Here is a 20,160-nt window from a genome sequence, read left to right on the forward strand (position 1 = left end):
TATAGTTTTTAGACCCCAAAAAGTAAATTTAAAATAGCTAATAAGTATATTGACAATACATATTTATTAGCTATTATATAGCTACATCAACCTTTCAGAGGTATCCACAAATGACAGACCAACATGCAGAAATAGGCTAAAAAAAGGCAAAATCGAAGGAAGAAGAGGATTTCCTCGATGAGATAATCGACCTAGAGGAATACTCGCGTCATGGGAAGCGGCCCCCATTAGCTCGCGGATACCGCTTCCGCGTAAACGGGGAGCTGATTGTTGTGGAGCAGCCGATAGTGACAGGCCGTGAGGTCCTCACACTTGCTGCTCTTACGCCCCCAGAGCAGTACACCTTGCGCGTCAAAATAGCTGGTCAGCCGCCACGTAAAGTCAGTCTGGATGAAAAAGTCGACCTCCGGGCACCTGGAGTGGAGAAATTCAAAGCCCTACCACGGGACCAGACCGAAGGTTAGATGGAAAACTTGCGGCGTCAGTTCGACCTTCCCATGGAAGACCAGTTGTTTCTTAACGACTATGGTCTTCCGTGGGAAACGATTGTGGACGGCTCCCATTGGGTGCTGATTCACAATTTTGCGACAGATGAAAGATACAACCATCCAAAAGTCACAGCCGCTATCCGTTTGGAAGCAGGATATCCGCGCGCCGGACTCGACATGGTCTACTTCTTTCCCGCGCTTATTCGAACTGACGGCAAACCGATAAATCGAACGGAAGGAACACAAGTCATTGCAAACCAAACGTTCCAACGATGGTCACGACATCGAACAGCACAAAACCCTTGGGTCATTGGTCAAGATAATATCGGAACGCATATCGTGCTGATTGAGGATTGGCTCGCCCGGGAATTTGAGCGATGAATAATCCCTTCACTACGCTTAGCCTGACCGGCGATCAGCATGCTTTATTAATGGGGCACCTGTACCCTGGCGACAACAAAGAAGCTGTTGCTATTTTGCTTTGTAATCGACGTGCTGGTGATCGACGACACCGTCTTGTTGCACGTGAGATCCATTTGATTCCCCACGAACAATGCTCAGTGCGTACGGAAACACAGGTAACCTGGCCAACTGATCTACTTGAACCTATTCTCGAGCGCGCAACAAAGTATGCGCTCTCCGTCATCAAGATACACAGCCATCCTAGGGGATACCCGAGATTCTCCCAAACAGATGACATCGCTGATCGTGATCTTCTGCCATTGGTCCGAGGGTGGGTTGAAGCAGATGTAATTCATGGCAGTGTTGTTGTCTTGCCAAACGGCGAGATGTTTGGTCGTGTTCTCGGTTCAGAAAACGACTTCATAAAATTGGACTTGATTAACGTGGTTGGTGATGATTTGTATTTTTGGTATTCCGATGCCAATACTTCGGAGATGCCCAGTTTTGTTGCATCTCATGCCCAGCTTTTCGGAGCAGGAACAACTGAACGATTACGCCGTCTTTCAATTGCGGTAATTGGCTGTTCTGGCACGGGCAGCCCAGTAATCGAACAGCTTATCCGGCTCGGTGTTGGCGAACTTATTATTGTCGATGATGATCGAATGGATGATCGTAATGTAAACCGCATACTGAACTCCACAATACTTGATGCGAACGAGCACAGTTTAAAGGCATTAATGCTCGCACTGGCAATAGATAAGATAGGTCTCGGCACCCGTGTCATCCCAATCTGTCGCAACCTATGGGACCCAGAAGTGATTCGTCAGGTTGCACAATGTGACATTGTCTTTGGCTGCATGGATACAGTCGATGGACGCTTTCTGCTTAACACACTAGCTACTTATTACACGATATCGTACTTTGATTTAGGCGTCCGACTTGATGCCATACCTAATGGTCCGCAAAAGGGCAAAATCAGAGAAGTATGTGGAACGGTCCATTATCTCCAACCGGGGCGTTCCAGCTTAATTAGTCGTGGTCTCTTTACAATGGAACAAGTTGCCCATGCACGTCTTCGACACACTGATCCTGCTGCACATGAACAGCAAGTAAAGGATGGCTATATAAAGGGCATACAAGAATATCGACCGGCGGTAATCAGTGTAAACATGTACATTGCAGCCTTGGCAATAAATGACTTTCTTGCACGATTACACCCGTATAGGGAAGCTCCAAACTGTAAGATTGCCAGCATTGAAGCTAGCTTAAGTAGTCTGGAGCTCTTTCCGGAACCAGAGGGCACCCCATGTACCGTCCTTCAACAATATGTGGGCAAAGGCGATGTGACGCCTTTGCTCGATATCGTTGAGCTTAGTTAGGAGCACATGGTCAATGCATTGGCTCAAGCTACTATTCGACCGACTTTTCCGCAGGCCTCAGAAAAGAGAGGCTGCCCCATATAGGACTCAATTCATTGAGGGTGCGCTACCAAAACAGATAGACGCCAAGACAATATATGTTACCCAAGAAGATGGATTCCTTGAACACGTTTCTTTGATTTGTCCATGTGGATGTGGAGAGACACTTCACCTGAATCTGCTTCAAGATGAGCGCCCCTATTGGAACCTTATGCAACACCAAAATGGAACAGTTAGCTTACGACCATCCATTTGGCGAAAGTACGGCTGCTACTCTCATTTTTGGATTTTGAGTGGATACATACATTGGTACGAGCGCGGAGTACCTCCATAAAACTTCTCTGTTGGTTCCAAGCTCGAATACGAACTAAAGAGGCTGAGTCACTTTTCAATCGAAATTACTTTGTTTTCAAAAAAATGAAGGCGGGTTAATGTTTTGTTCAGGTCTTCATATATATCTCCGCCCCCTGCTTCACGAACTCCACCGCCTTGGCTTCCATGCCCTTCAACGCGGCTAGTCTTTGCGGGACTGTTGCGCCAGGCGCGCAAACTCGGCCAACTTGTTGTAATCGCTCTTGTCCGCGGCGCGTAAGGCATCCAGATAGGCCGCCCTGACTTCTCCTTGCGGGACTCCGCTCATGCCGCCCCAAGTAAACGGGGGTTGGTGCAGAACCCTCTCCAGCAACAGATCCGTGACCAGTCGCGCGTGGCGACCGTTCCCGTTCGGGAACGGATGAATCGACACCAGCCGGTGATGGAACCGCCAGGCGATTTCATCCGGGGGATAGGATTTGTGCTCGATCTGCGCCTTGATGTCCTCGCAAAGCTTGTGCAGCTCGACGCCGATATGCGCCTTCGGCACGCCGATGTTCTTGTCGCTGGTACGAAATTTCCCCGCCCATTTCCACACGCGGCCGAACATCTGGCGATGCAATTTGCGGATGAAGCCTTCGTCCAGGATGGATTGGGGGCGGGACGTGTTCAGGCCTTGCATGGCCTCGACGATGTTTTCCTGCTCCAGACGATTGAGTTCTTCCCGGGTGGTGACGTGGGTGGGAATCAGCCCTTCGGCTTCATCCGGATCCAGCGGCGTGGCGCCGGTCGTCCGCGTTTCGCTCACGCGCTCAGTCCCAGAATGTTTTCGGTATTTTATTCAGCAGGGACACGGCGGCGGTTTCCGTGGCCTTGCCGACTTCGTCTTGCGACAAAGACTGATCTTCCAACGCCATGGTGTGCGAGGCGCGCACCATATCCTGCCGGACTTTCTGTCTGGCCTGTTTCAGCAATGTCTCTTTGAGCGTGGTTTTGGGAACCAGCGCATAGACCAGCACGCAATCCATGGCCTCCGCCGCGCGCCGCAAGGTTTTCAGTGTGGTGGCGCCTGTCGCTTCCAGCCGCTCCATATCTCCAACCCACATTTTGCTGACATCCATACGTTCGCCCAGTTGGCGCCCACTCATGCCGAGCGCGTCCCGGATAGCTCTGATCCATCCTTTTTTAGGTGGCTGCAAATTGCGCAACGGCACGAACTGGGCAAGGCTTGCATCCAGTTGCGAAAGAGCAGTTTTTTGGTATTTCTTGACCATAAAGTAAGTATATATACTTACTTTATATTGTAAATAGTAAATATATAGATTTACTATTTTAATAATTACGTAAGTATATAAGCTTACAATTCAATCGATAACATCAGGCCTTTTTATAAATCTCCGCCCCCTGCTTCACGAACTCCACCGCCTTGGCTTCCATGCCTTTCTGCGGAGTTAGCCTTTGCGGGCCTGCTGCGCCAAACGCACAAACTCCAGCAGCTCTTCGGCTATCACCAATCGTTCTGCGGGTGTTGCGGCGAGAGACGCCTTGAGCTGTGCCTCCTCCACCTCGGCAAAGATGACAGGCCAGAAGGGCGCTGGCGCTTTATCCGGGTTTGGTTGGTTTGCCATATGCCTTAGTTTTTAGTCAGCAACCCAGATGCAGCGCCAGCTGAATCCGGGATTCAGCCCGGATTTCGTTTCACTCCATCCGGGCTACGTTTGCTACTCTCCTTTGGTGGCGCCAACCATCCACGCTAATTTCAGCGCCTCTTCCAACCAGGCCAAGCGCTGTGCGGGGGTGGCGCGCAGGGCGTCGTCTAACTCCACCTCCTTGACCTCGTCCCAAGTTGCCGGGTAGAGGCGCTCGTCCGTTAGTGTAGATTTATCGTTAGCCACGCTACTGTCTGTCCTTATTCCTTGCGGTAAATTTCCACACCGGCCTTTTTGAACTCAACCGTCCAAAAATCCTCTATTTCAATGCTACCTCGATATCGCCCAACCATTGCACGTCGTAAGAACCCTTCGCCAGTTTCATTACCAGCTTCTCATCCGCGGTGATCAACGGAAGCCGCGTTTGCTTTGATGCGGCGACATAACAGGCGTCGTAGGCCGTGATCCGGTGTTTCAAGGCAATCTCCAAGGTTTCTTCAGCGATGGCTTGCGCTGGAATCACCGTTAGCCCGAGACTGGTTAAATCACGCAGATGCGCCTGAACATCCTTGTCGGGGTATGCCGACCGCTGAACCCATTTCCAAAACACATTGGCACATTCGACGAAGAAAAAATCGGGGACGATCAACTCAGCACCATTTTCCAGGGCGAAGCGAGCGAATACCTCTTGGGCCTGAGCGGAAAGCGCCTCGGGAACAAAAATCTTTACCGCCGCGCTGGCATCCACCACCGCCCGCAACGGGGCGGGGTTCACCGGTTGCGGTCCTCGCGGATCAGCTCGGCAGAATCTGTCCAACCGCGAGGGAGCTCGACCTTTTGGGCGCGCCGTCGGATGCGATTAATAACGTCCGCCACGCCCTTGCGGGCCTCGCGCGCCTGCACGCCCTGGCTCAAAAGCCGGATGACTTCGGCCGTTACCGAGCGATTCTCTGCTTCCGCGAGCTTATGGATACGCTTGTAAAGTTTGTCAGGGACGTTGCGTACGTGAAGGGTTGCCATGTTTGGTTTCCGCGCTGTTCGTCCAGACAGTTTAGACCAGGGTGGTTGCAAAGTGCAACCAAGCTGTTCAAAACGGTGCTGCCATGAAAATCGAACACAACCTATCCGATTTTCATGGTACGGCCGGAGGTCTCCATCCTAAACTACTAATTTGGCAATAATTAGTAGAAAAATAGTAGAAAAACCATATGGGACATTTTTAGATTACGCTTTCTTATATATCTCCGCCCCCTGCTTCACGAACTCCACCGCCTTGGCTTCCATACCTTTCTGAAGCGCCTCCACTTCCGAGAGCTTCTGGCTCAAGTTGCGCGCGCGAGGCGTTCGAGCGCGGCGCCGTTGTCCAGCACGGCCCGCACGACATCGGCTGCAACGCGGAGCGAATCATGGCGCTTGAGGTGAAACAGACATAGCGCGGCGGCGCTCACCAAACTGTTGCGCACCGGACCGGGCTGGCCGGCGAGCGCCTCGCTTCCCTCGGCCGCCGCGGCCTGGGCGATGGCGGCGGGATCGATTGTGACCGCGACGTCATCGCCGCCCTCCGATCCGCTCGCAAGTCCCGCTGGCAACGGCGCGGCGCGCAGCGATTGCTCGATGGCGAAGTCGGCCGGCGTGAAATCGAGCGCGTGTTCTGCGCCACCGACGTGGTAATAAAATGCCTTGCCGCTCTGGCGCAGCGACGGCAGCACCCCGCCCTCCACGCCGCGCACGATCAGCGCCGAGTCGAAACCCGCGTGGCGCGCCAGCAGCGCGTAAATGCGTGGATAAGGTTTGTGCACGTAGCCGGTCACGAGATGCGTGCGTTGCCGCCCGCGGATCGGCCCGGCCAGCACCTCGGCCGTGGTGATCGCCGGGCGCTTGACGATGAGTGTGCGGAAATCGGTGAGCCGGTGGAGCTTGGGGCAGAAAACCTTCTGATCCACGTAGGCCCAGCCGATGGCCGGATCGGCGAGACGCGCGGCGGCCTCCTCGACCGACAGGTCCACCGCCAGCCCGGCGGCGCGCAACACCTGGCGGTGGGTCACGCCGAATTTCGGTCCCATGCGCTCCACGCCGTGGGTGACGCAGGCCACGCCGCAGGCGGCCAGCACCGCCGGCAGGAACGGCGAGACCGGCAAGGTGCGGGTGAAGCCGTCGTAGGGGTCGGCAAGATCGAGCACCTCGTCCACGTTCGCGGTGACCGAGTGCGTGGCGTCACGGATCGCCTGCAGCACGCCGCGGTTCTCGTCGTCAGTCTCGCGCTTCATGCGCAGCGCAATCAGGAAGATCCCCGCCTGCACCGGGTCCACGAGCCCGTCGAGGACGTAACGCATGCCTGCGCGCGCCTCCTCGTAGGAGATGTCCTTGCTGAGTTCGGGACCGGTGGCGATGCGCTTGAGGATCGAGCGCATGGTGACGGTGGGGTTGTCGGGAAGATTTGACGCAGGCATATCCATACGGGCAACTCCTAAGTCAGACAAATCAGGATGTCGTCGCCATCCAGGCGGACGGGATAGGTTCGCAAATTTTCTTCCGCCGGGTCGTCGAGAACCTGGCCGGTGCGGAGGTTGAAGCGGCTTCCGTGCAACGGGCACTTGACGGTGTCGCCCTTGAGAAAGCCCTTCGACAGCGAGGATTCCTCGTGGGTGCAGGTGTCGTCGGTGGCGTAGTAACTGCCGTCCACGTTGGCGAGCAGGATGCGCCGTCCGTCGAGGTCGACGCGTTTCATCTTGCCGGGCATCAGTTCGCCGCGCTGGGCGATTTTCACGAAATCCTGGGGCATCAGCGCGGCGTTACGAACGGTGCGGTCATGTTTTACGGTAAATTTCCGCCCCCTGCTTCACAAACTCCACCGCCTTTTGTTCCATGCCTTTCTTCAGCGCGTCCGCTTCCGACAGCTTCTGGCTGGCGGCGTAGTCGCGGACTTCCTGGGTAATCTTCATCGAGCAGAAATGCGGGCCGCACATGGAGCAGAAGTGCGCGAGCTTGGCGCCTTCCTGCGGCAGCGTTTCGTCGTGGAATTCCTGCGCTTTCTCCGGGTCGAGGCCGAGGTTGAACTGATCGGCCCAGCGGAACTCGAAGCGCGCCTTGCTTAGCGCGTTGTCACGCAACTGAGCGCCGGGGTGGCCCTTGGCGAGATCGGCGGCGTGGGCCGCGATCTTGTAGGCGATGATGCCGTCGCGCACGTCCTGCTTGTCGGGAAGCCCCAGGTGTTCCTTCGGCGTGACGTAGCACAGCATCGCGGTGCCGTACCAGCCGATCTGGGCCGCGCCGATGGCGGACGTAATATGGTCGTAGCCGGGCGCGATGTCGGTGGTCAGCGGGCCGAGGGTGTAGAACGGTGCCTCGAAGCAGTCTTCGAGTTCCTTGTCCATGTTCTCTTTAATCAGCTGCATCGGGATGTGGCCCGGGCCTTCGATCATCACCTGCACGTCGTGCTGCCACGCGATCTTGGTGAGTTCGCCCAGCGTTTCCAGCTCGGCGAACTGGGCGCGGTCGTTGGCGTCGGCGATCGAGCCGGGGCGCAGGCCGTCGCCGAGCGAGAAGGCGACGTCGTAGGCCTTCATGATCTCGCAGATGTCCTCGAAGTGGGTGTAGAGGAAGCTTTCCTGGTGATGCGCGAGGCACCACTTGGCCATGATCGAGCCGCCGCGCGAGACGATGCCAGTGACGCGCTCGGCGGTGAGCGGGATCCACGGCAGGCGCACGCCGGCATGGACCGTGAAGTAATCCACGCCCTGCTCGGCCTGCTCGATGAGCGTGTCGCGGTAGATTTCCCAGGTGAGTTCCTCGGCCTTGCCGTCGACCTTTTCCAGTGCCTGGTAGATCGGCACGGTGCCGACGGGCACCGGGCAGTTGCGGATGATCCACTCGCGCGTCTCGTGGATGTTCTTGCCGGTGGACAGGTCCATGAGCGTGTCGCCGCCCCAACGCACCGACCACACCATTTTCTCGACTTCCTCTTCGATGCTCGAGGACACGGCCGAGTTGCCGATATTGGTGTTGATCTTCACCAGGAAATTGCGGCCGATGATCATCGGCTCGGATTCCGGGTGGTTGATGTTGTTGGGGATGATGGCGCGCCCGCGCGCGACTTCGGCGCGCACGAACTCGGGCGTGATTTCCTCGAGGATGGCGGCGCCGAAGCTTTGGCCTTTGTGTTGCCTCAGGAGCTTGGCGTAGCGCGGGTCCTGGCGGAATTCTTCGAGACGGATGGATTCCCGAATCGCGATGTATTCCATCTCGGGCGTGATGGTGCCTTTGCGGGCGTAGTGCATCTGCGACACGTTCGCCCCGGCTTTGGCGCGGCGCGGCTTGCGGATGTGCTCGAAGCGCAGGCTCGTGAGCTTCGGGTCGCGGGCGCGGGCGCGGCCGTATTCGGAGCTGGGGCCGTCGAGCTGCACGGTGTCGTTGCGTTCCAGAATCCACTTCTCGCGCAGGGGTGCTAAGCCGGCGCGCAGGTCGATGCGCGCGGTCGGGTCGGTGTACCGGCCGGAGGTGTCGTACACCGTGACGGGTGGATTCTCCTCGGCGCCGTGGCTCGAGGGCGTGGGCGTCTGCGTAACTTCGCGCATGCCGACCTGGAGGTCGGGGCGGCTGCCTGCGACGTAAATCTTGCGCGACGCCGGGAACGGGCGGATGGCCTCGGCCGAAAGCGTCGAGGTCGGTTGCAGAAAATCTTTGGGGTTGGCGCTCATGGGACTACCTCGTAAAAACTGACCGGGGTATGAGCGGCGGGGTGAAACTGAAGAAGCTTCGGATAGCTTTCCTACGCCGGGACTAACCGGTTCAGGTTCGAAGGGTGTATCTCAGCTGGCCACCGGCCAGCACCCCTAGCTCATACAGATGGATTCACGCTAAAGGATTCATGGGGGGAATGCAACAACAATGAGATATTTACCGGCTGGATTGCGTTATTCGCCGAGCTACAATCTAAGACAATCCATGGGGCGATTTTGTGAGGCAACAACAAAGCAGGCGTCAATGACGTTCGAGGCAGACGACTCCCTGGACGGTTTCTCCGGCCCGGGGCCATGGAGCATGAAGGCCGGATGAAACTCTCTCGCGTTTATTATTTGCTGTTTCTGATCCTCTCCGCGTGCGCCACCCCGACACAGGAACCACAGAGACCACAGGAACCGGCGCGGCTGGAGGAAGCGGTGTTGGTGGGCGCGGGCGACATCGCGTCGTGCCATTCGGATGACGATGAGCAGACCGCACTCCTCCTGGACCGGATTCCGGGAGTGGTATTTGCCGTCGGCGACACTGCCTACCGCGCCGGTTCGCCCGCTGAATTTACCAGCTGTTACGAGCCGTCCTGGGGACGCCATAAGGCGCGCACGCGGCCGGCCGTGGGGAATCATGAATACCTGACGCGCGACGCCGCCGGCTATTTCGCCTATTTCGGCGACCAGGCAGGGCCGCCAGGCCGGGGTTATTACAGCTATGACCTGGCGCAATGGCACATCGTGGTGATCAACAGCATGCTGGAGCACATCGACCCCCTCGCCCAGGAGCGGTGGCTTGCGTCCGACCTGGCCGCGCATCCGGCCCGGTGCACGCTGGCTTACTGGCATCACCCCCGCTTCAGCTCCGGCCATCACGGTAACCACCCGCAGATGCGGAGGATCTGGAAAATTCTTTACACGCATGGCGCGGACGTGGTGATTTCCGGGCACGATCATTTATACGAACGCTTCGCGTCGCAGACAGCGGACGGTATCGCCGACCCGAAGCGCGGCATTCGCCAGTTCATTGCCGGCACCGGCGGCTTCCGACTGTACGAATTTCACGATCCGAAGCCGAACAGCGAGGCGCGAAACAATACCGCGTTCGGAGTATTAAAGATGACGCTCAAACCGGGAACTTACGCCTGGGAATTTATCGCGGTCCCGGGCGTGGTGTTGGATTCGGGGGAAGACAGCTGCCACTGAGTCGCGCGCGCCAAATAACTGCCACAGCTTGCGTGCCCCCGCCAAACTGCTTTAGGCTAGGCGCCCGTTTACCCGTACGACCTGTAAGCAATATATGTCTTCCCCAAATTTCGACGTCACGCGCCGGACCATGATTGACAGTCAGATCCGCACGTGGGACGTGCTCGATGAGCGCGTGCTGGAACTGGTCGGGCGCCTGCCGCGCGAGGACTACCTGCCCAAGGCGCACCGCAATCTCGCCTTCGTCGACATGAACATCCCGCTCGGCCACGGCGAAGTGATGATGGCGCCCAAGCTTGAGGCGCGCCTGCTGCAGGAGCTGGAGATTAACCCCACCGACAAGATTTTGGAGATCGGCACCGGCAGCGGCTACATGACGGCGCTGCTGGCGGCGCTCGGGAAGCATGTAATCAGTGTCGAGATCCGCCCCGAATTCACGGCCGAGGCCGCCACGAAGTTGGCGCACCACGGCGTGCACAACATCACACTCGAAAACGGCGACGGCGCGCGCGGCTGGGAGCGGCAGAAACCTTATGATGTCATTCTGCTCACCGGCTCGACACCGCTGCTGCCCGAGGCGTTTCAGCAAAGCCTCACGGTCGGCGGCAGAATGATCGCCATCGTGGGCACGGCCCCGGCGATGGACGTGCGGCGCCTCCGCCGTATCGGCGAATATTCCTTCGAGACCGATTCGATGTTCGAAACGGTCCTACCCAAACTGCAAAACGCCCTCGAACCCGCGAAGTTCGTATTTTAGGTTGCGCCATGATCCGGCAATTGACCGTCAGTGAGCTGAAGCAAAAGCTCGACCAGGAACCCGACAAGCTGGTGGTGCTGGACGTGCGCGAGCCATGGGAGCGCAACGTCTGTGAACTGCCGGACACCCTCACCATCCCGATGCGCGAAGTCCCGGCGCGCACGGCCGAGCTGCCGAAGGATGTCGAGATCGCGGTGCTGTGCCATCACGGCATCCGCAGCCAGCAGGTGGCGCTGTACCTCGAGCGCGTGGGCTTCGACAAGCTCCACAACGTGGTGGGCGGCATCGCCGCCTGGGCGCGCGAAGTCGACACCAAGATGCCGACTTACTGAATATGCTTCCGCACCCCATGGCACAAATCAACGACTGGCGGCAATGAGCGAGAAAAAATTCGAAACCCCGCAGGAGGCCGAGGCCGCCTTCTATGCCGCCTTCATCAAGCGCGACGTGGACGCGATGATGGACGTGTGGGCCGCGGACGACGACGTCAGCTGCATCCATCCGTTCGGCTCGATCCTCCTCGGGCGCGCCGCCGTCCGCGATTCGTGGCTGACGATTTTCCGCAACTCGCCGGACATGCAGATCATGATCAACGGACGCTCGCGCGGGCAGGACGGCACGTTTGCGGTTCACCTCGTGGAGGAACATATCCGCGCCGGCAATGAACCGCCGGGCACACCGATGCACGCTACCAACGTTTACCGCCTCACCGACACCGGCTGGCGCATGGTGTTGCACCACGCTTCGCCTTCACGTCCGCCGTCAAAGACCGACTCGCCGACGTTACATTGAAAAAACGAATGAACAGGATTAACAGGATTTTTCAGGATTTACAGGATTAAAGATTTTCAGAATTAATCCTGTGAATCCTGTCTATTTCTTTATTTAATTAACTGTTCAATCAACCGCATGTTGGCCGTGAGCGCGCCGCGGTTTTCCTCCACCATCTTGCGGCCGGCCTCGCCGACGCTGTCGCGGCGATTGGCATTCCCCAGAAAATCCGATACCGCGGCAGAGAGCTGATCCAGGGACTGGACCTGCACGCCGGCGCCGCGATCCAGCGTCATCTGGCTGATTTCCTGAAAGTTGAACATGTGCGGACCGAATACCACCGGCTTGCCCAAGGCCGAGGCCTCGAGCAGATTGTGGCCACCGGTCGGTACCAGGCTACCGCCGATGAAGGCGACGTCGGCCGCGCCATAAAATAATTGCAGCTCACCCATGGTGTCGCCGACGAGGACCTCGGTCGCGGGATCGATGGCGCCGGGGGTTTCACTGCGCAGCGCAATACGAAAGTTCTTTTTGCACAGCCGGGCCACGGCCGTGAAACGCTCCGGGTGGCGCGGCACCAGCACCAGCAGCATGTTGGCGAAGCGCGGTTGGGTCTTGAGTGCCGCGAGTGCCATGAGCACCGTCTCTTCTTCGCCTTCGTGGGTGCTGGCCGCGAGCCACACCGGGCGGTCCTGACCCCAGGTAAGGCGCAGCACCTCGGCGGCTTCGCGCATGCTGGCGCCGATGTTGAGTTCGAACTTGATGCTGCCGGTGACGGTCACTGTTTCCGGAGCGGCGCCGAGGTTCATCAACCGGTTCGCGTCCGCCGGCGACTGCGCCGCAAAGCGGGATACTTGCAACAGGGTTGCGCGCGCCAGGCTGGCGAAGCGCTGGTACTTGCGCATCGAAAAATCCGACATGCGCACGTTGGTGACAAATACCGGAATACCGCGCTCGCGGCACAGGTGAAAAATGTTCGGCCACAGCTCGGTTTCCATGACGATGGTCATCACCGGCTTGGTGCGATCGAGGAAGCGCCGGATCGCCGAAGGGTAATCATAGGGCGCATAGCAATGCGCTACTTTGTCGACGAACAGCGCGCGCACCTGCGCCGAGCCGGTTGGCGTCATGGTGGTGATCAGCAGGGAATGATAGGGATAGTGTTCGCTGAGTTCGCGCACCAGCGGCGCGCTGGCGCGCACCTCGCCCACCGACACGGCGTGTATCCAGATCACGCGCTGCTTGGTCACGGGCTCGATGAACCCGAAACGCTCCGGGATGCGCTGCCAGTAATCCGGGTTGCGCAGCCCGCGCCACGCCAGCCGCACCAGCACCACCGGCAACATCAGGCGCAGGAACCAGAGATAGACGAGGCGATTCATGTCCCCAGCAAACCCAGACCCGTGAGCGCCTGTTTGATGGCCACCGGTTCCGGCACGCGGCCGACATCGCCAAGATTGCACACGTTCCCGGACTTCGGGGCGACCACGCCGGTCAGCGCCGGCGTGGAATCGGTGTAGATCGCCACCGTCGGGCGGCCGAGCGCAGCGGCGAGGTGCACGAGGCCGGTGTCCACGCCCACCACCGCCAGCGCGCGGCCCATGAGCGTGGCGAGTTCATGCAGCTTTAGCGGCGGCAGCACGGTGGCATTCTTCAAATAATGTGCGATTTCTCCGGCATGCTGCTCCTCCTCGGCGCTGCCCCACGGCAGGAGCAATTTGATTTCCTGGGCGTGCAGCTCCTGGCCGAACGCGATCCAATGATCCACCGGCCAACGCTTGCTGTCGCGACTGGTGGCATGCAGGCCCAACACGAATTTTTTCGGGACGCTGAAGGACAACTTGGCTTTGGGCGCCTTGATACCGTAATCGGGCGGACCATCCGGCAGCGGATAGCCCAGCGCCTGCGCCACGAGATCGCGGTTGCGCACGATGGCATGCCGGCTGCGCGCCACGGGAAAGCGCTGCTGATAAAAAAACGCCGCCAGCGCCTCGCGCGCGCTGTTACTGTCCTGCCCGCAGGACGACCCGCGTGCCAGGCGCGCCAGCCAGGCGCTTTTTACCAGCCCCTGGGTGTCAATGATCTTGTCGTAGGTTTCGGACTGAAGCTCGCGGCGAAACCGGGAGAAATCGCGCCACGTGGCCGGGTCGAAGATACCGCGGCGCCAGCGCCGCAATGCCACGGGAATTACCCGGCGCACCCGCGGATGCAGATGGGGAATTTCGGCAAAGCTTTCCTCCACCACCCAGTCGATGACGACGTCGGGAACGCGGGCGACGATGTCGGAAATCACCGGCAGATTGTGGACCACGTCCCCGAGCGAGGAGGTTTTTATTATCAATAAACGCACTTGAAGATTTTCGCATAGAATAGCGCCATGTCCGAATCGTTCCCGGTGGCCACTGTTATTCAGCCGCATTCATGCTGAATACCGAGCTAACCATTGTCTGCGTCACGTACCAGCGCTACCGTCACATCCACGTACTGCTCAACTCCTTTCTGTGCCAGACGTTCGAAAAATGGAAGCTCATCGTCATCCATGACGGGCCTGATGAAACCATGGAACGGATTGTCGGCGATTATCAGCACAGGGATGCGCGCATCTCCTATCAACAAACCGACCGCCGTTACAATGATTATGGCTACTCGTTACGTGAAATCGGGCTTAATCAGGCCGATGCAGAATTCATCATGTTTACCAACGACGACAACTACTACGCCCCGAAATTCCTGCAATACATGTTTGAAGCCATTCATCGCGATGATCTCGATCTGGTGCTGTGCAACATGATCCACAGCCACAAGCGCCCCGGCAAGTACAAACAGGACGATTACCACCTCTTTGAATCCTTTCCAAAACGAAAATATATCGACATTGGAAACTTTATCTTGCGCACGCGCCTGGCTCAGTCGGTGGGCTTCAAGAAAAAAGGTTACACCGCCGACGGTGATTTTATTGACCGCCTCGTCGCCGGTTGCAATGTTGAAAACCTTATTCGCTACTGGAAATGGCAACTGTACCTGTGGCTTACACAGAAACACAAACCCGGTGCGCCGCGTTTGCGCATCGGCAAAGTCGATCGCATATTATTCATTCACAACTAAAAACGTGTGCGAAAATTTTCACATAGAATAGCGCCATGGCAGAACCATTAATAAGGAAAGACGAGCAAGCGCCTCGAACAGAGCTGCCTTTATCCGCTGTCATCATCACCCGCAACGCGGCCTCCCGGATCGAACCCTGCCTGCAAAGCCTCGCCTTTGCCGACGAAATCCTGATTGTCGATTCCGGCAGCACCGACACCACGCTCGACATCGCCAGGCGTTACGGCGCGCGGATCCTTCAGCAGGAGTGGCTGGGCTACGGCAAACAGAAGGAATTCGCCACGCGCCAGGCCAAGAACAACTGGGTACTGTCACTCGACGCGGACGAGCGCGTGAGCGAGGAACTGCGGCAAAGCATCCAGGAAGCACTGGTGGCGCCACGCTTTCAGGCCGGTCGCATGGCGCGCCGCAACCGCTTCATGGGCCGGTGGTTGCGCCACGGCGAGGGCTATCCCGACTGGAGCCTGCGGCTGTATCACCGCGAGCATGCGCGCTGGAGCGACGACTCGGTGCACGAAAAAGTGATGACGGATGGCAAAACGATCACGCTGCACGGCGACCTGTTGCACGAATCGGAACAGGGCCTTGCCGACTATCTCGCCAAGCAGAACCGCTATACCACCCTGCAGGCCGAAGCGCTGCACCGCGCCGGCCGGCGCGTCAATCCCTTCAAGCTGGTATTGAGCCCGCTGTTTCGTTTCTTCAAATTTTATTTTATACGGCTGGGATTTCTCGATGGCGTGCCGGGGCTGATTCACATCTCGATCGGCTGTTTCAACAGTTTTTGCAAATACGCAAAGCTGATCGAGCTTGCGCGCAGTGCTAAACGCTGAGCCTTCGCGCCACCTGTCGTTCTGACCCGAGATACATCGCCAGTACCACCATTGCCAGGAGTGCGTGCTCCTGATACCACGGCGTTGCAAAAAAACCAGCAATCACAGGAACGGCCAACGCACCAATCCCCGCCATCCACAACCAGTGTTGCCAACGATTATCGCGACGATCGCGCGCCAGTTTCACAAGAACCAACCAGAAGAAGAACAGTAATGCAGCGAGTCCGAGAATACCCTCTTCGACTAATTTGTTGAGGAACATATTATGAGCGTGGTTAAGCCGCCCTGGATTGATGGTAAGCGGAGGGTCGAAGTGCATCTTGGCCTGGTCTATCGCGGCAAAGTTGCGTGGGCCAATGCCCAGCACCAGACTATCTCCCTGTGCGATACGACGTATCGCGATACGCCAATTGTCGTAACGTTCCTGGTCAGCCGCGACCAAGGCAACCGTAGCAATGGTCTGCCAAGTTTTTTCAAGCGCGCGGTGTTGAGAGAAACGATCAGGCAGCGCGACGGCTAGAGCGAGCGCCACCCCAACTAAACCGGTCAACACCAGCCAGAGATGGCGCTTGCCAGCCATGATCGCGAGCACAAAACCCGTAATCAGTACCGCGGCGATGGGCCCGCGACTACCCATCAGGAATAATCCAATAACCATGACAACCGTGCCCAGCCACCACAACACTCTTATTCGCCGGGTAATTACCATCGCGACATCACCCCATGCCACTGCGAGTGTCATGATGAATGCCACACCAAGATAGATTGCCGATTGCGAGACAATACCAGCTGAGTGGAACTGGAGCTGCCCTTGCCCAAACTGCAACACGTTGACGATACCCCAGCCAAGACCAAACACTACGCCCACTGCAACCAGCGCTGCGAGGCCATAGTTCTTCTTATCAGAATACCCTGCACGGTAGATGAGCCAAAACACGAGCACCTGCGATAGCGTATCTTTCAGGCCCTTCAGACCGTTGACGAGCGGCCAATTGATGGCGGTGCTCAAAATACATACCGCAAGGATGAACAGCAGACTGGTCTCGACCCGGTCTGGCCACCGCCATGTGATATCGCGGCCCACGATCCGAATCACCGTCAGCAGAAGCAACAGAAACAGGATGAGATTCTTGGGCATTTCGAGGATGGGAAGAACCAGCGCCAGCGCGCACAACAGGAAATATTCGGCGCGATCGAGACGCGCCATGCCGGCCGCCCTCATGCCTGGACTTCCGACGGCACATTGCGACCGTTTACGGTGCAAGCACCGGCCAGCATACATCGGTGAATGACCGTGCGCGCCACGCTGGCGGCAGACGCCGCGATCAGGCAAACTTCGCCTGTTTTCAGGAGAGACCACCGCGGCGCCGTAAAGATCATTCGTCGCGTGCTCATGCTCAGGCGCACGAACACCACGATACCGAGCGACATGTGTGCCAGCAACCTGAAAAGCGCGCAGATCATTAATAACTAAGAGAGTCCCCGGAAATGAGATTATATCGCTCGAAGTTCGAAGAAGTCGTGCAGCTTCTCGATCCGAACACCCTTACGCTGCTCGACGTCGGCTGCCGTGACGGCCGGATGAAAAAATACCTTCCGCCGACCATAGAGTACAGCGGCATCGATCTCTTTCCCGGGCCGTTCGTAAGCAAGGTTTGTAATATCGAACAGGGCATCCCTTACCCGGACAACGCATTCGATACTGTGGTGGCACTCGATATTCTCGAGCATACCGACAATATCTGGTTTTCCTTCAGCGAGCTGGTGCGGATTTCTCGCCGCCAGCTCATGGTGATCCTGCCAAATTCTTACCACTGGAAAGAGCGCCTGCGTTTCCTGCGGGGAAAGGAAGGCGGCAAACACATTATGCCCCCCGAACCCATTCAGGACCGGCATCGCTGGCTGCCCTCGTATACCACCTCGTATGCATTCGCCACGCACATGGCGCACAAGTTCGACCTGTTGCTGCCGACGGTATCCATGATGGTGGATGACCGGCGCAATGTGCTGCGCGAACTCGCGGCCAAGCTGTTCCCACCGAACCTGATGAGCGTCAACGTCATGTTCCTGTTCGAAAAACCACCCACGTCGACCGCGAAAACCGCCTGAACTATCGCGCGGGCGATCCAGCCCGGCCACGGTTTCACGCATTCCCTGATTGGCGAGCCTGCAGTGGCACTCAAGCCTGCGACAGAGCCTCCAAAAACTCATGGTAGCGCCGCGCGCGCTCCTCATAGGAATATTGCCTTACCCATGCGCGGGCGCGGGCGGCCAGGCGGGCGGCCAACTCTGGCGCAGTCATGAGCCGACTCACCGCATCAGCCATTTCACGCGCCGAGTCCGGACCGACCATGAGCACTTCCTCGCCGTCTCGCACCAGGCTCAGGGTGGTCGGCTGACGCGCCACCACCATCGGCACCCCGCTCGCGGCGTATTCGAACAGTTTCATCGGTGAAGTGAAATAGCGGGACTGGACATTATTTCCCAGCGGCAGCAGCAGCGCATTCGCCTGCATCAGGAAGGCCGGGACATCCTTCGGCGACAGGAAACCCACATAGTGAGCCCGCCGCTCGACACCATGACGTCGTGCCACCACTTCGATCGCATGGCGTGTCTGTTCCTCGGCGCCGGGCTTTCCGCCGGCCAGTTCGAGGATAACTGACGACGGCAAATATTTAATGGCCTCGATCATGATATCGGTGTTCTTCCACGCCAAAAACTGGCCAGCGTAGCGCAGGTGAAAACGTCCATCGCCTGCCGTGGTCGCGCTGGAGGCATTCTCAAATGCAGGAAGATCGACACCGTTGGGAAGCACCGCGACACGTGCGTGCGCCGGGAAAATTTCTTTTAACAGCGTCTCCTGCGATCCCACCGTGGCGACAATACCATCCACCTCTCGCAGCACGTGTCGTTCGCTGCGCCGGCTGAACCATGCCCGCACGCGCCGTCCGCGCTCGCGGTAAACCATGTGCGGGAAAGCACCTTCATGCAGTTCGATAATCACCCGGACCGGCTGGCGGTGCGTGCGCCGACGCAGAGCCAGCGCCAGGCGCGCATGGTCCATCGTGCGCACGGCAATCACAACAGGAAGGTCGCTTTTCTCCATCAGCGAATCGGCGGCGCGGAACAAGCGGCGTTTTCCGCCGAACCCCTCCGAAATACAGTGAAATTTCAGGGGCGTCTCCGCTGTCAGTCCGTGCCGTGATGCCGCCTCCGCCAGCTCGGCATCGGACAACGCACGGGGGGCGCGGTAAAACACATGCACCTCGTAACCGAGGCGTGCGAGGGAATCGTAATCGCGCAAGACCTGGATGGTCTGGCCCGAGCCCGTGAACTCCAGGCGGTGCAGATAAATGATCCGGCATTTCATGTGTGGGCGTGGCGAGATAATCTAATGGCGCGGCGCGGCGATAGCGCCGGCAAACACCTTTTCCATTTTGTCGAGCATCAGATCCAGCCTGAAATGCGCCTGCGCAAACCGCCGCGCCTCCGTTCCCAGCCGGTTGCGCAGACTGGCATCCGCCGCGAGCTTTTCGAGCGCTTGCCACAGATCGTCGGAGTCCTTCGGCTTGACCATCAGGCCGGTGGAATCGTGCGTGACGATCTCACCGATGCTGCCGATCGGGGTCGTTACCACCGGCAGCGCGCACAACATCGCCTGCATGATGGCCTGCGGCACGCCTTCGTTGGCATAGGACGGCAGCACGAAAATATCCATGGCCTGCAACCAGGGCAGAACCTCGGGCTGATCGCCTTGCATAAACACGCGATCTTGCAGGCCCAGGGTTTGCACGCGTTGATGCAGTGCCTCACGCTGTGGGCCGTCGCCCAGGATGACCAGCCGGGACGGTTGCGCGGACAAGCGGCTGAAGGCGTCAATCAGGTATTCATGCCCCTTCCAGCTGCGCAGGGTCGCAACGATCCCGACTATCAATGTGTTGCTGTCGAGGTGCAGCTGCGCACGTCGAGCAGCGCGAATACCGGGAACAAAGTATTCAGTGTCCATTCCCGTCGGCACCGAGGTGATGGTGGCAGGATCGTAGCCATTCTCCATGGCAAGCTGCAGGCGCAGCTTTTCGCCGGTGGTGACGATGTGCGTCGTGGCTTTCTGGTACAGCCAACGCGTCAGCCGGTTCTTCGGTACCGGTGCCGATATGTGGCGGGTGCGCACCAGTGGCGGCGGACGCTCCAGCAACAATGAAGCCAACGCGACCAGCCATGTGTCCGTTGAGCTGTGTGTATTGACTACATCGGCCGACGTTGCCTTGAGCCATCGGCGCAGTGCCAAGACGCCTTGCAAACGCTTGCGCCCGATGGGCAGTGCCACGGCAGGAATTTTGCGCTGCTGCGCCTCGACGAGAATACGCGCTTCGGGCGGACATAACAGCGTGACCCGGTGCCCGCGGCGGAGCATTCCCCCTGCCTCGGTGAGGATGCGGATCTCCTGCCCGCCCCAGCCGCACGAGGCCTCGGTGTGAACGATATGCATGGG

26 protein-coding genes and 1 riboswitch are annotated in these 20,160 nt (G+C 58.2%); of the genes, 11 read left to right on the plus strand and 15 right to left on the minus strand.

Translation table 11 applies throughout. The features are described from left to right. Positions 1-185 precede the first annotated feature (185 nt). Genes NUV55_RS13880 through NUV55_RS13885 form a run of 4 tightly spaced genes read left to right on the plus strand, consistent with a single transcriptional unit; the run spans position 186 to position 2,642 of the window. Complete coding sequence (locus NUV55_RS13880; RefSeq protein WP_367280408.1) at positions 186-464, plus strand: multiubiquitin domain-containing protein; 279 nt, start codon at positions 186-188, stop codon at positions 462-464. After that, positions 465-869 (plus strand): E2/UBC family protein, encoded by a 405-nt coding sequence (locus NUV55_RS11055; RefSeq protein ID WP_296672978.1) that lies wholly within the window; start codon positions 465-467, stop codon positions 867-869. Then, positions 866-2,269, plus strand: a complete 1,404-nt coding sequence (locus NUV55_RS11060) for a ThiF family adenylyltransferase (protein ID WP_296672981.1) — start codon at positions 866-868, stop codon at positions 2,267-2,269. The genes NUV55_RS11055 and NUV55_RS11060 overlap by 4 nt, the downstream gene beginning before the upstream one ends. 13 nt (positions 2,270-2,282) lie before the next feature. Then, positions 2,283-2,642: a DUF6527 family protein gene (locus NUV55_RS13885; protein WP_367280406.1), complete on the plus strand. Its 360-nt coding sequence runs from the start codon at positions 2,283-2,285 to the stop codon at positions 2,640-2,642. A gap of 180 nt (positions 2,643-2,822) precedes the next feature. Here the strand turns inward: NUV55_RS13885 and NUV55_RS11065 are convergent, their stop codons facing one another. The 9 genes from NUV55_RS11065 to thiC all read right to left on the minus strand — a co-directional run bounded on the left by NUV55_RS11065 (position 2,823) and on the right by thiC (position 8,966). After that, complete coding sequence (locus NUV55_RS11065) at positions 2,823-3,428, minus strand: mobile mystery protein B (protein ID WP_296672982.1); 606 nt, start codon at positions 3,426-3,428, stop codon at positions 2,823-2,825. Between the two features lie 4 nt (positions 3,429-3,432). Further along, positions 3,433-3,894 (minus strand): mobile mystery protein A, encoded by a 462-nt coding sequence (locus NUV55_RS11070; protein ID WP_296672984.1) that lies wholly within the window; start codon positions 3,892-3,894, stop codon positions 3,433-3,435. Positions 3,895-4,071: 177 nt separating this feature from the next. Beyond that, positions 4,072-4,248: a hypothetical protein gene (locus NUV55_RS11075; protein WP_296672986.1), complete on the minus strand. Its 177-nt coding sequence runs from the start codon at positions 4,246-4,248 to the stop codon at positions 4,072-4,074. A 93-nt stretch (positions 4,249-4,341) separates the two neighbouring features. Next, on the minus strand, positions 4,342-4,515 hold the full coding sequence (locus NUV55_RS11080) for a hypothetical protein (protein ID WP_296672988.1): 174 nt from the start codon (positions 4,513-4,515) through the stop codon (positions 4,342-4,344). 73 nt (positions 4,516-4,588) lie between these two features. Then, positions 4,589-5,044, minus strand: a complete 456-nt coding sequence (locus tag NUV55_RS11085) for a type II toxin-antitoxin system VapC family toxin (RefSeq protein ID WP_296672990.1) — start codon at positions 5,042-5,044, stop codon at positions 4,589-4,591. Further along, the gene (locus tag NUV55_RS11090) at positions 5,041-5,289 is read right to left on the minus strand and encodes a hypothetical protein (RefSeq protein ID WP_296672991.1); all 249 of its coding nucleotides are present in this window, start codon (positions 5,287-5,289) and stop codon (positions 5,041-5,043) included. The genes NUV55_RS11085 and NUV55_RS11090 overlap by 4 nt, the downstream gene beginning before the upstream one ends. A gap of 302 nt (positions 5,290-5,591) precedes the next feature. Continuing rightward, positions 5,592-6,725 (minus strand): hypothetical protein, encoded by a 1,134-nt coding sequence (locus NUV55_RS11095; RefSeq protein ID WP_296672993.1) that lies wholly within the window; start codon positions 6,723-6,725, stop codon positions 5,592-5,594. Between the two features lie 11 nt (positions 6,726-6,736). Further along, positions 6,737-7,051 carry a non-heme iron oxygenase ferredoxin subunit gene (locus tag NUV55_RS11100; protein ID WP_296672994.1) on the minus strand — a complete coding sequence of 105 codons (315 nt, stop codon included), beginning with the start codon at positions 7,049-7,051 and terminating at the stop codon, positions 6,737-6,739. 25 nt (positions 7,052-7,076) lie between these two features. After that, positions 7,077-8,966: a phosphomethylpyrimidine synthase ThiC gene (thiC, locus tag NUV55_RS11105; RefSeq protein WP_296672996.1), complete on the minus strand. Its 1,890-nt coding sequence runs from the start codon at positions 8,964-8,966 to the stop codon at positions 7,077-7,079. A 51-nt stretch (positions 8,967-9,017) separates the two neighbouring features. Beyond that, positions 9,018-9,113, minus strand: a riboswitch (TPP riboswitch). Positions 9,114-9,320: 207 nt separating this feature from the next. Between thiC and NUV55_RS11110 the strand changes: the two genes are divergently transcribed. The 4 genes from NUV55_RS11110 (at position 9,321) to NUV55_RS11125 (ending at position 11,751) form a co-directional block, all read left to right on the plus strand. Beyond that, the gene (locus NUV55_RS11110; protein WP_296672998.1) at positions 9,321-10,202 is read left to right on the plus strand and encodes a metallophosphoesterase; all 882 of its coding nucleotides are present in this window, start codon (positions 9,321-9,323) and stop codon (positions 10,200-10,202) included. 94 nt (positions 10,203-10,296) lie between these two features. Then, complete coding sequence (locus tag NUV55_RS11115) at positions 10,297-10,959, plus strand: protein-L-isoaspartate O-methyltransferase (RefSeq protein ID WP_296673000.1); 663 nt, start codon at positions 10,297-10,299, stop codon at positions 10,957-10,959. Positions 10,960-10,970: 11 nt separating this feature from the next. After that, positions 10,971-11,291 carry a rhodanese-like domain-containing protein gene (locus tag NUV55_RS11120; RefSeq protein WP_367280409.1) on the plus strand — a complete coding sequence of 107 codons (321 nt, stop codon included), beginning with the start codon at positions 10,971-10,973 and terminating at the stop codon, positions 11,289-11,291. 43 nt (positions 11,292-11,334) lie between these two features. Further along, positions 11,335-11,751, plus strand: coding sequence for a nuclear transport factor 2 family protein (locus tag NUV55_RS11125; RefSeq protein WP_296673004.1), 417 nt, complete (start codon positions 11,335-11,337; stop codon positions 11,749-11,751). Positions 11,752-11,840: 89 nt separating this feature from the next. Here the strand turns inward: NUV55_RS11125 and waaA are convergent, their stop codons facing one another. After that, positions 11,841-13,112 carry a lipid IV(A) 3-deoxy-D-manno-octulosonic acid transferase gene (gene waaA / locus NUV55_RS11130; protein ID WP_296673006.1) on the minus strand — a complete coding sequence of 424 codons (1,272 nt, stop codon included), beginning with the start codon at positions 13,110-13,112 and terminating at the stop codon, positions 11,841-11,843. After that, positions 13,109-14,080 carry a lipopolysaccharide heptosyltransferase I gene (gene waaC, locus NUV55_RS11135; protein ID WP_296673007.1) on the minus strand — a complete coding sequence of 324 codons (972 nt, stop codon included), beginning with the start codon at positions 14,078-14,080 and terminating at the stop codon, positions 13,109-13,111. The genes waaA and waaC overlap by 4 nt, the downstream gene beginning before the upstream one ends. A gap of 71 nt (positions 14,081-14,151) precedes the next feature. Between waaC and NUV55_RS11140 the strand changes: the two genes are divergently transcribed. Then, positions 14,152-14,835: a glycosyltransferase family A protein gene (locus NUV55_RS11140; RefSeq protein ID WP_296673009.1), complete on the plus strand. Its 684-nt coding sequence runs from the start codon at positions 14,152-14,154 to the stop codon at positions 14,833-14,835. A 35-nt stretch (positions 14,836-14,870) separates the two neighbouring features. Next, on the plus strand, positions 14,871-15,668 hold the full coding sequence (locus NUV55_RS11145) for a glycosyltransferase family 2 protein (RefSeq protein WP_296673010.1): 798 nt from the start codon (positions 14,871-14,873) through the stop codon (positions 15,666-15,668). Here NUV55_RS11145 and NUV55_RS11150 read toward each other — a convergent pair. Together NUV55_RS11150 and NUV55_RS11155 are read right to left on the minus strand one after the other, a co-directional pair. Then, positions 15,658-16,890 carry an O-antigen ligase gene (locus tag NUV55_RS11150; protein WP_296673012.1) on the minus strand — a complete coding sequence of 411 codons (1,233 nt, stop codon included), beginning with the start codon at positions 16,888-16,890 and terminating at the stop codon, positions 15,658-15,660. The genes NUV55_RS11145 and NUV55_RS11150 overlap by 11 nt on opposite strands. After that, positions 16,887-17,132, minus strand: a complete 246-nt coding sequence (locus NUV55_RS11155; protein WP_296673013.1) for a hypothetical protein — start codon at positions 17,130-17,132, stop codon at positions 16,887-16,889. The genes NUV55_RS11150 and NUV55_RS11155 overlap by 4 nt, the downstream gene beginning before the upstream one ends. A gap of 24 nt (positions 17,133-17,156) precedes the next feature. Between NUV55_RS11155 and NUV55_RS11160 the strand changes: the two genes are divergently transcribed. Next, on the plus strand, positions 17,157-17,777 hold the full coding sequence (locus NUV55_RS11160) for a methionine biosynthesis protein MetW (protein ID WP_296673015.1): 621 nt from the start codon (positions 17,157-17,159) through the stop codon (positions 17,775-17,777). Positions 17,778-17,847: 70 nt separating this feature from the next. On the opposite strand, the gene NUV55_RS11165 is transcribed toward NUV55_RS11160, so the two are convergent. After that, positions 17,848-19,038, minus strand: coding sequence for a glycosyltransferase family 4 protein (locus NUV55_RS11165; protein WP_296673017.1), 1,191 nt, complete (start codon positions 19,036-19,038; stop codon positions 17,848-17,850). A gap of 21 nt (positions 19,039-19,059) precedes the next feature. Beyond that, positions 19,060-20,157, minus strand: coding sequence for a glycosyltransferase family 4 protein (locus tag NUV55_RS11170; RefSeq protein ID WP_296673019.1), 1,098 nt, complete (start codon positions 20,155-20,157; stop codon positions 19,060-19,062). Between the last annotated feature and the right edge of the window lie 3 nt (positions 20,158-20,160).

The sequence above is a fragment of the Sulfuricaulis sp. genome (assembly GCF_024653915.1).
Lineage (GTDB): Bacteria > Pseudomonadota > Gammaproteobacteria > Acidiferrobacterales > Sulfurifustaceae > Sulfuricaulis.

Bases quoted from the DNA above. Each gene is read 5' to 3' on its own strand.
- NUV55_RS11075 (WP_296672986.1), bottom strand. From the start codon at position 4,248: ATGGCAAACCAACCAAACCCGGATAAAGCGCCAGCGCCCTTCTGGCCT.
- NUV55_RS11145 (WP_296673010.1), top strand. From the start codon at position 14,871: ATGGCAGAACCATTAATAAGGAAAGACGAGCAAGCGCCTCGAACAGAG.
- waaA (WP_296673006.1), bottom strand. From the start codon at position 13,112: ATGAATCGCCTCGTCTATCTCTGGTTCCTGCGCCTGATGTTGCCGGTG.
- NUV55_RS11060 (WP_296672981.1), top strand. From the start codon at position 866: ATGAATAATCCCTTCACTACGCTTAGCCTGACCGGCGATCAGCATGCT.
- NUV55_RS11070 (WP_296672984.1), bottom strand. From the start codon at position 3,894: ATGGTCAAGAAATACCAAAAAACTGCTCTTTCGCAACTGGATGCAAGC.
- NUV55_RS13885 (WP_367280406.1), top strand. From the start codon at position 2,283: ATGCATTGGCTCAAGCTACTATTCGACCGACTTTTCCGCAGGCCTCAG.
- NUV55_RS11150 (WP_296673012.1), bottom strand. From the start codon at position 16,890: ATGAGGGCGGCCGGCATGGCGCGTCTCGATCGCGCCGAATATTTCCTG.
- NUV55_RS11055 (WP_296672978.1), top strand. From the start codon at position 465: ATGGAAAACTTGCGGCGTCAGTTCGACCTTCCCATGGAAGACCAGTTG.
- thiC (WP_296672996.1), bottom strand. From the start codon at position 8,966: ATGAGCGCCAACCCCAAAGATTTTCTGCAACCGACCTCGACGCTTTCG.
- NUV55_RS11160 (WP_296673015.1), top strand. From the start codon at position 17,157: ATGAGATTATATCGCTCGAAGTTCGAAGAAGTCGTGCAGCTTCTCGAT.
- NUV55_RS11140 (WP_296673009.1), top strand. From the start codon at position 14,152: ATGCTGAATACCGAGCTAACCATTGTCTGCGTCACGTACCAGCGCTAC.
- NUV55_RS11125 (WP_296673004.1), top strand. From the start codon at position 11,335: ATGAGCGAGAAAAAATTCGAAACCCCGCAGGAGGCCGAGGCCGCCTTC.
- NUV55_RS11170 (WP_296673019.1), bottom strand. From the start codon at position 20,157: ATGCATATCGTTCACACCGAGGCCTCGTGCGGCTGGGGCGGGCAGGAG.
- NUV55_RS11110 (WP_296672998.1), top strand. From the start codon at position 9,321: ATGAAACTCTCTCGCGTTTATTATTTGCTGTTTCTGATCCTCTCCGCG.
- NUV55_RS11155 (WP_296673013.1), bottom strand. From the start codon at position 17,132: ATGATCTGCGCGCTTTTCAGGTTGCTGGCACACATGTCGCTCGGTATC.
- NUV55_RS11115 (WP_296673000.1), top strand. From the start codon at position 10,297: ATGTCTTCCCCAAATTTCGACGTCACGCGCCGGACCATGATTGACAGT.
- NUV55_RS11100 (WP_296672994.1), bottom strand. From the start codon at position 7,051: ATGCCCCAGGATTTCGTGAAAATCGCCCAGCGCGGCGAACTGATGCCC.
- NUV55_RS11090 (WP_296672991.1), bottom strand. From the start codon at position 5,289: ATGGCAACCCTTCACGTACGCAACGTCCCTGACAAACTTTACAAGCGT.
- NUV55_RS11095 (WP_296672993.1), bottom strand. From the start codon at position 6,725: ATGGATATGCCTGCGTCAAATCTTCCCGACAACCCCACCGTCACCATG.
- NUV55_RS11165 (WP_296673017.1), bottom strand. From the start codon at position 19,038: ATGAAATGCCGGATCATTTATCTGCACCGCCTGGAGTTCACGGGCTCG.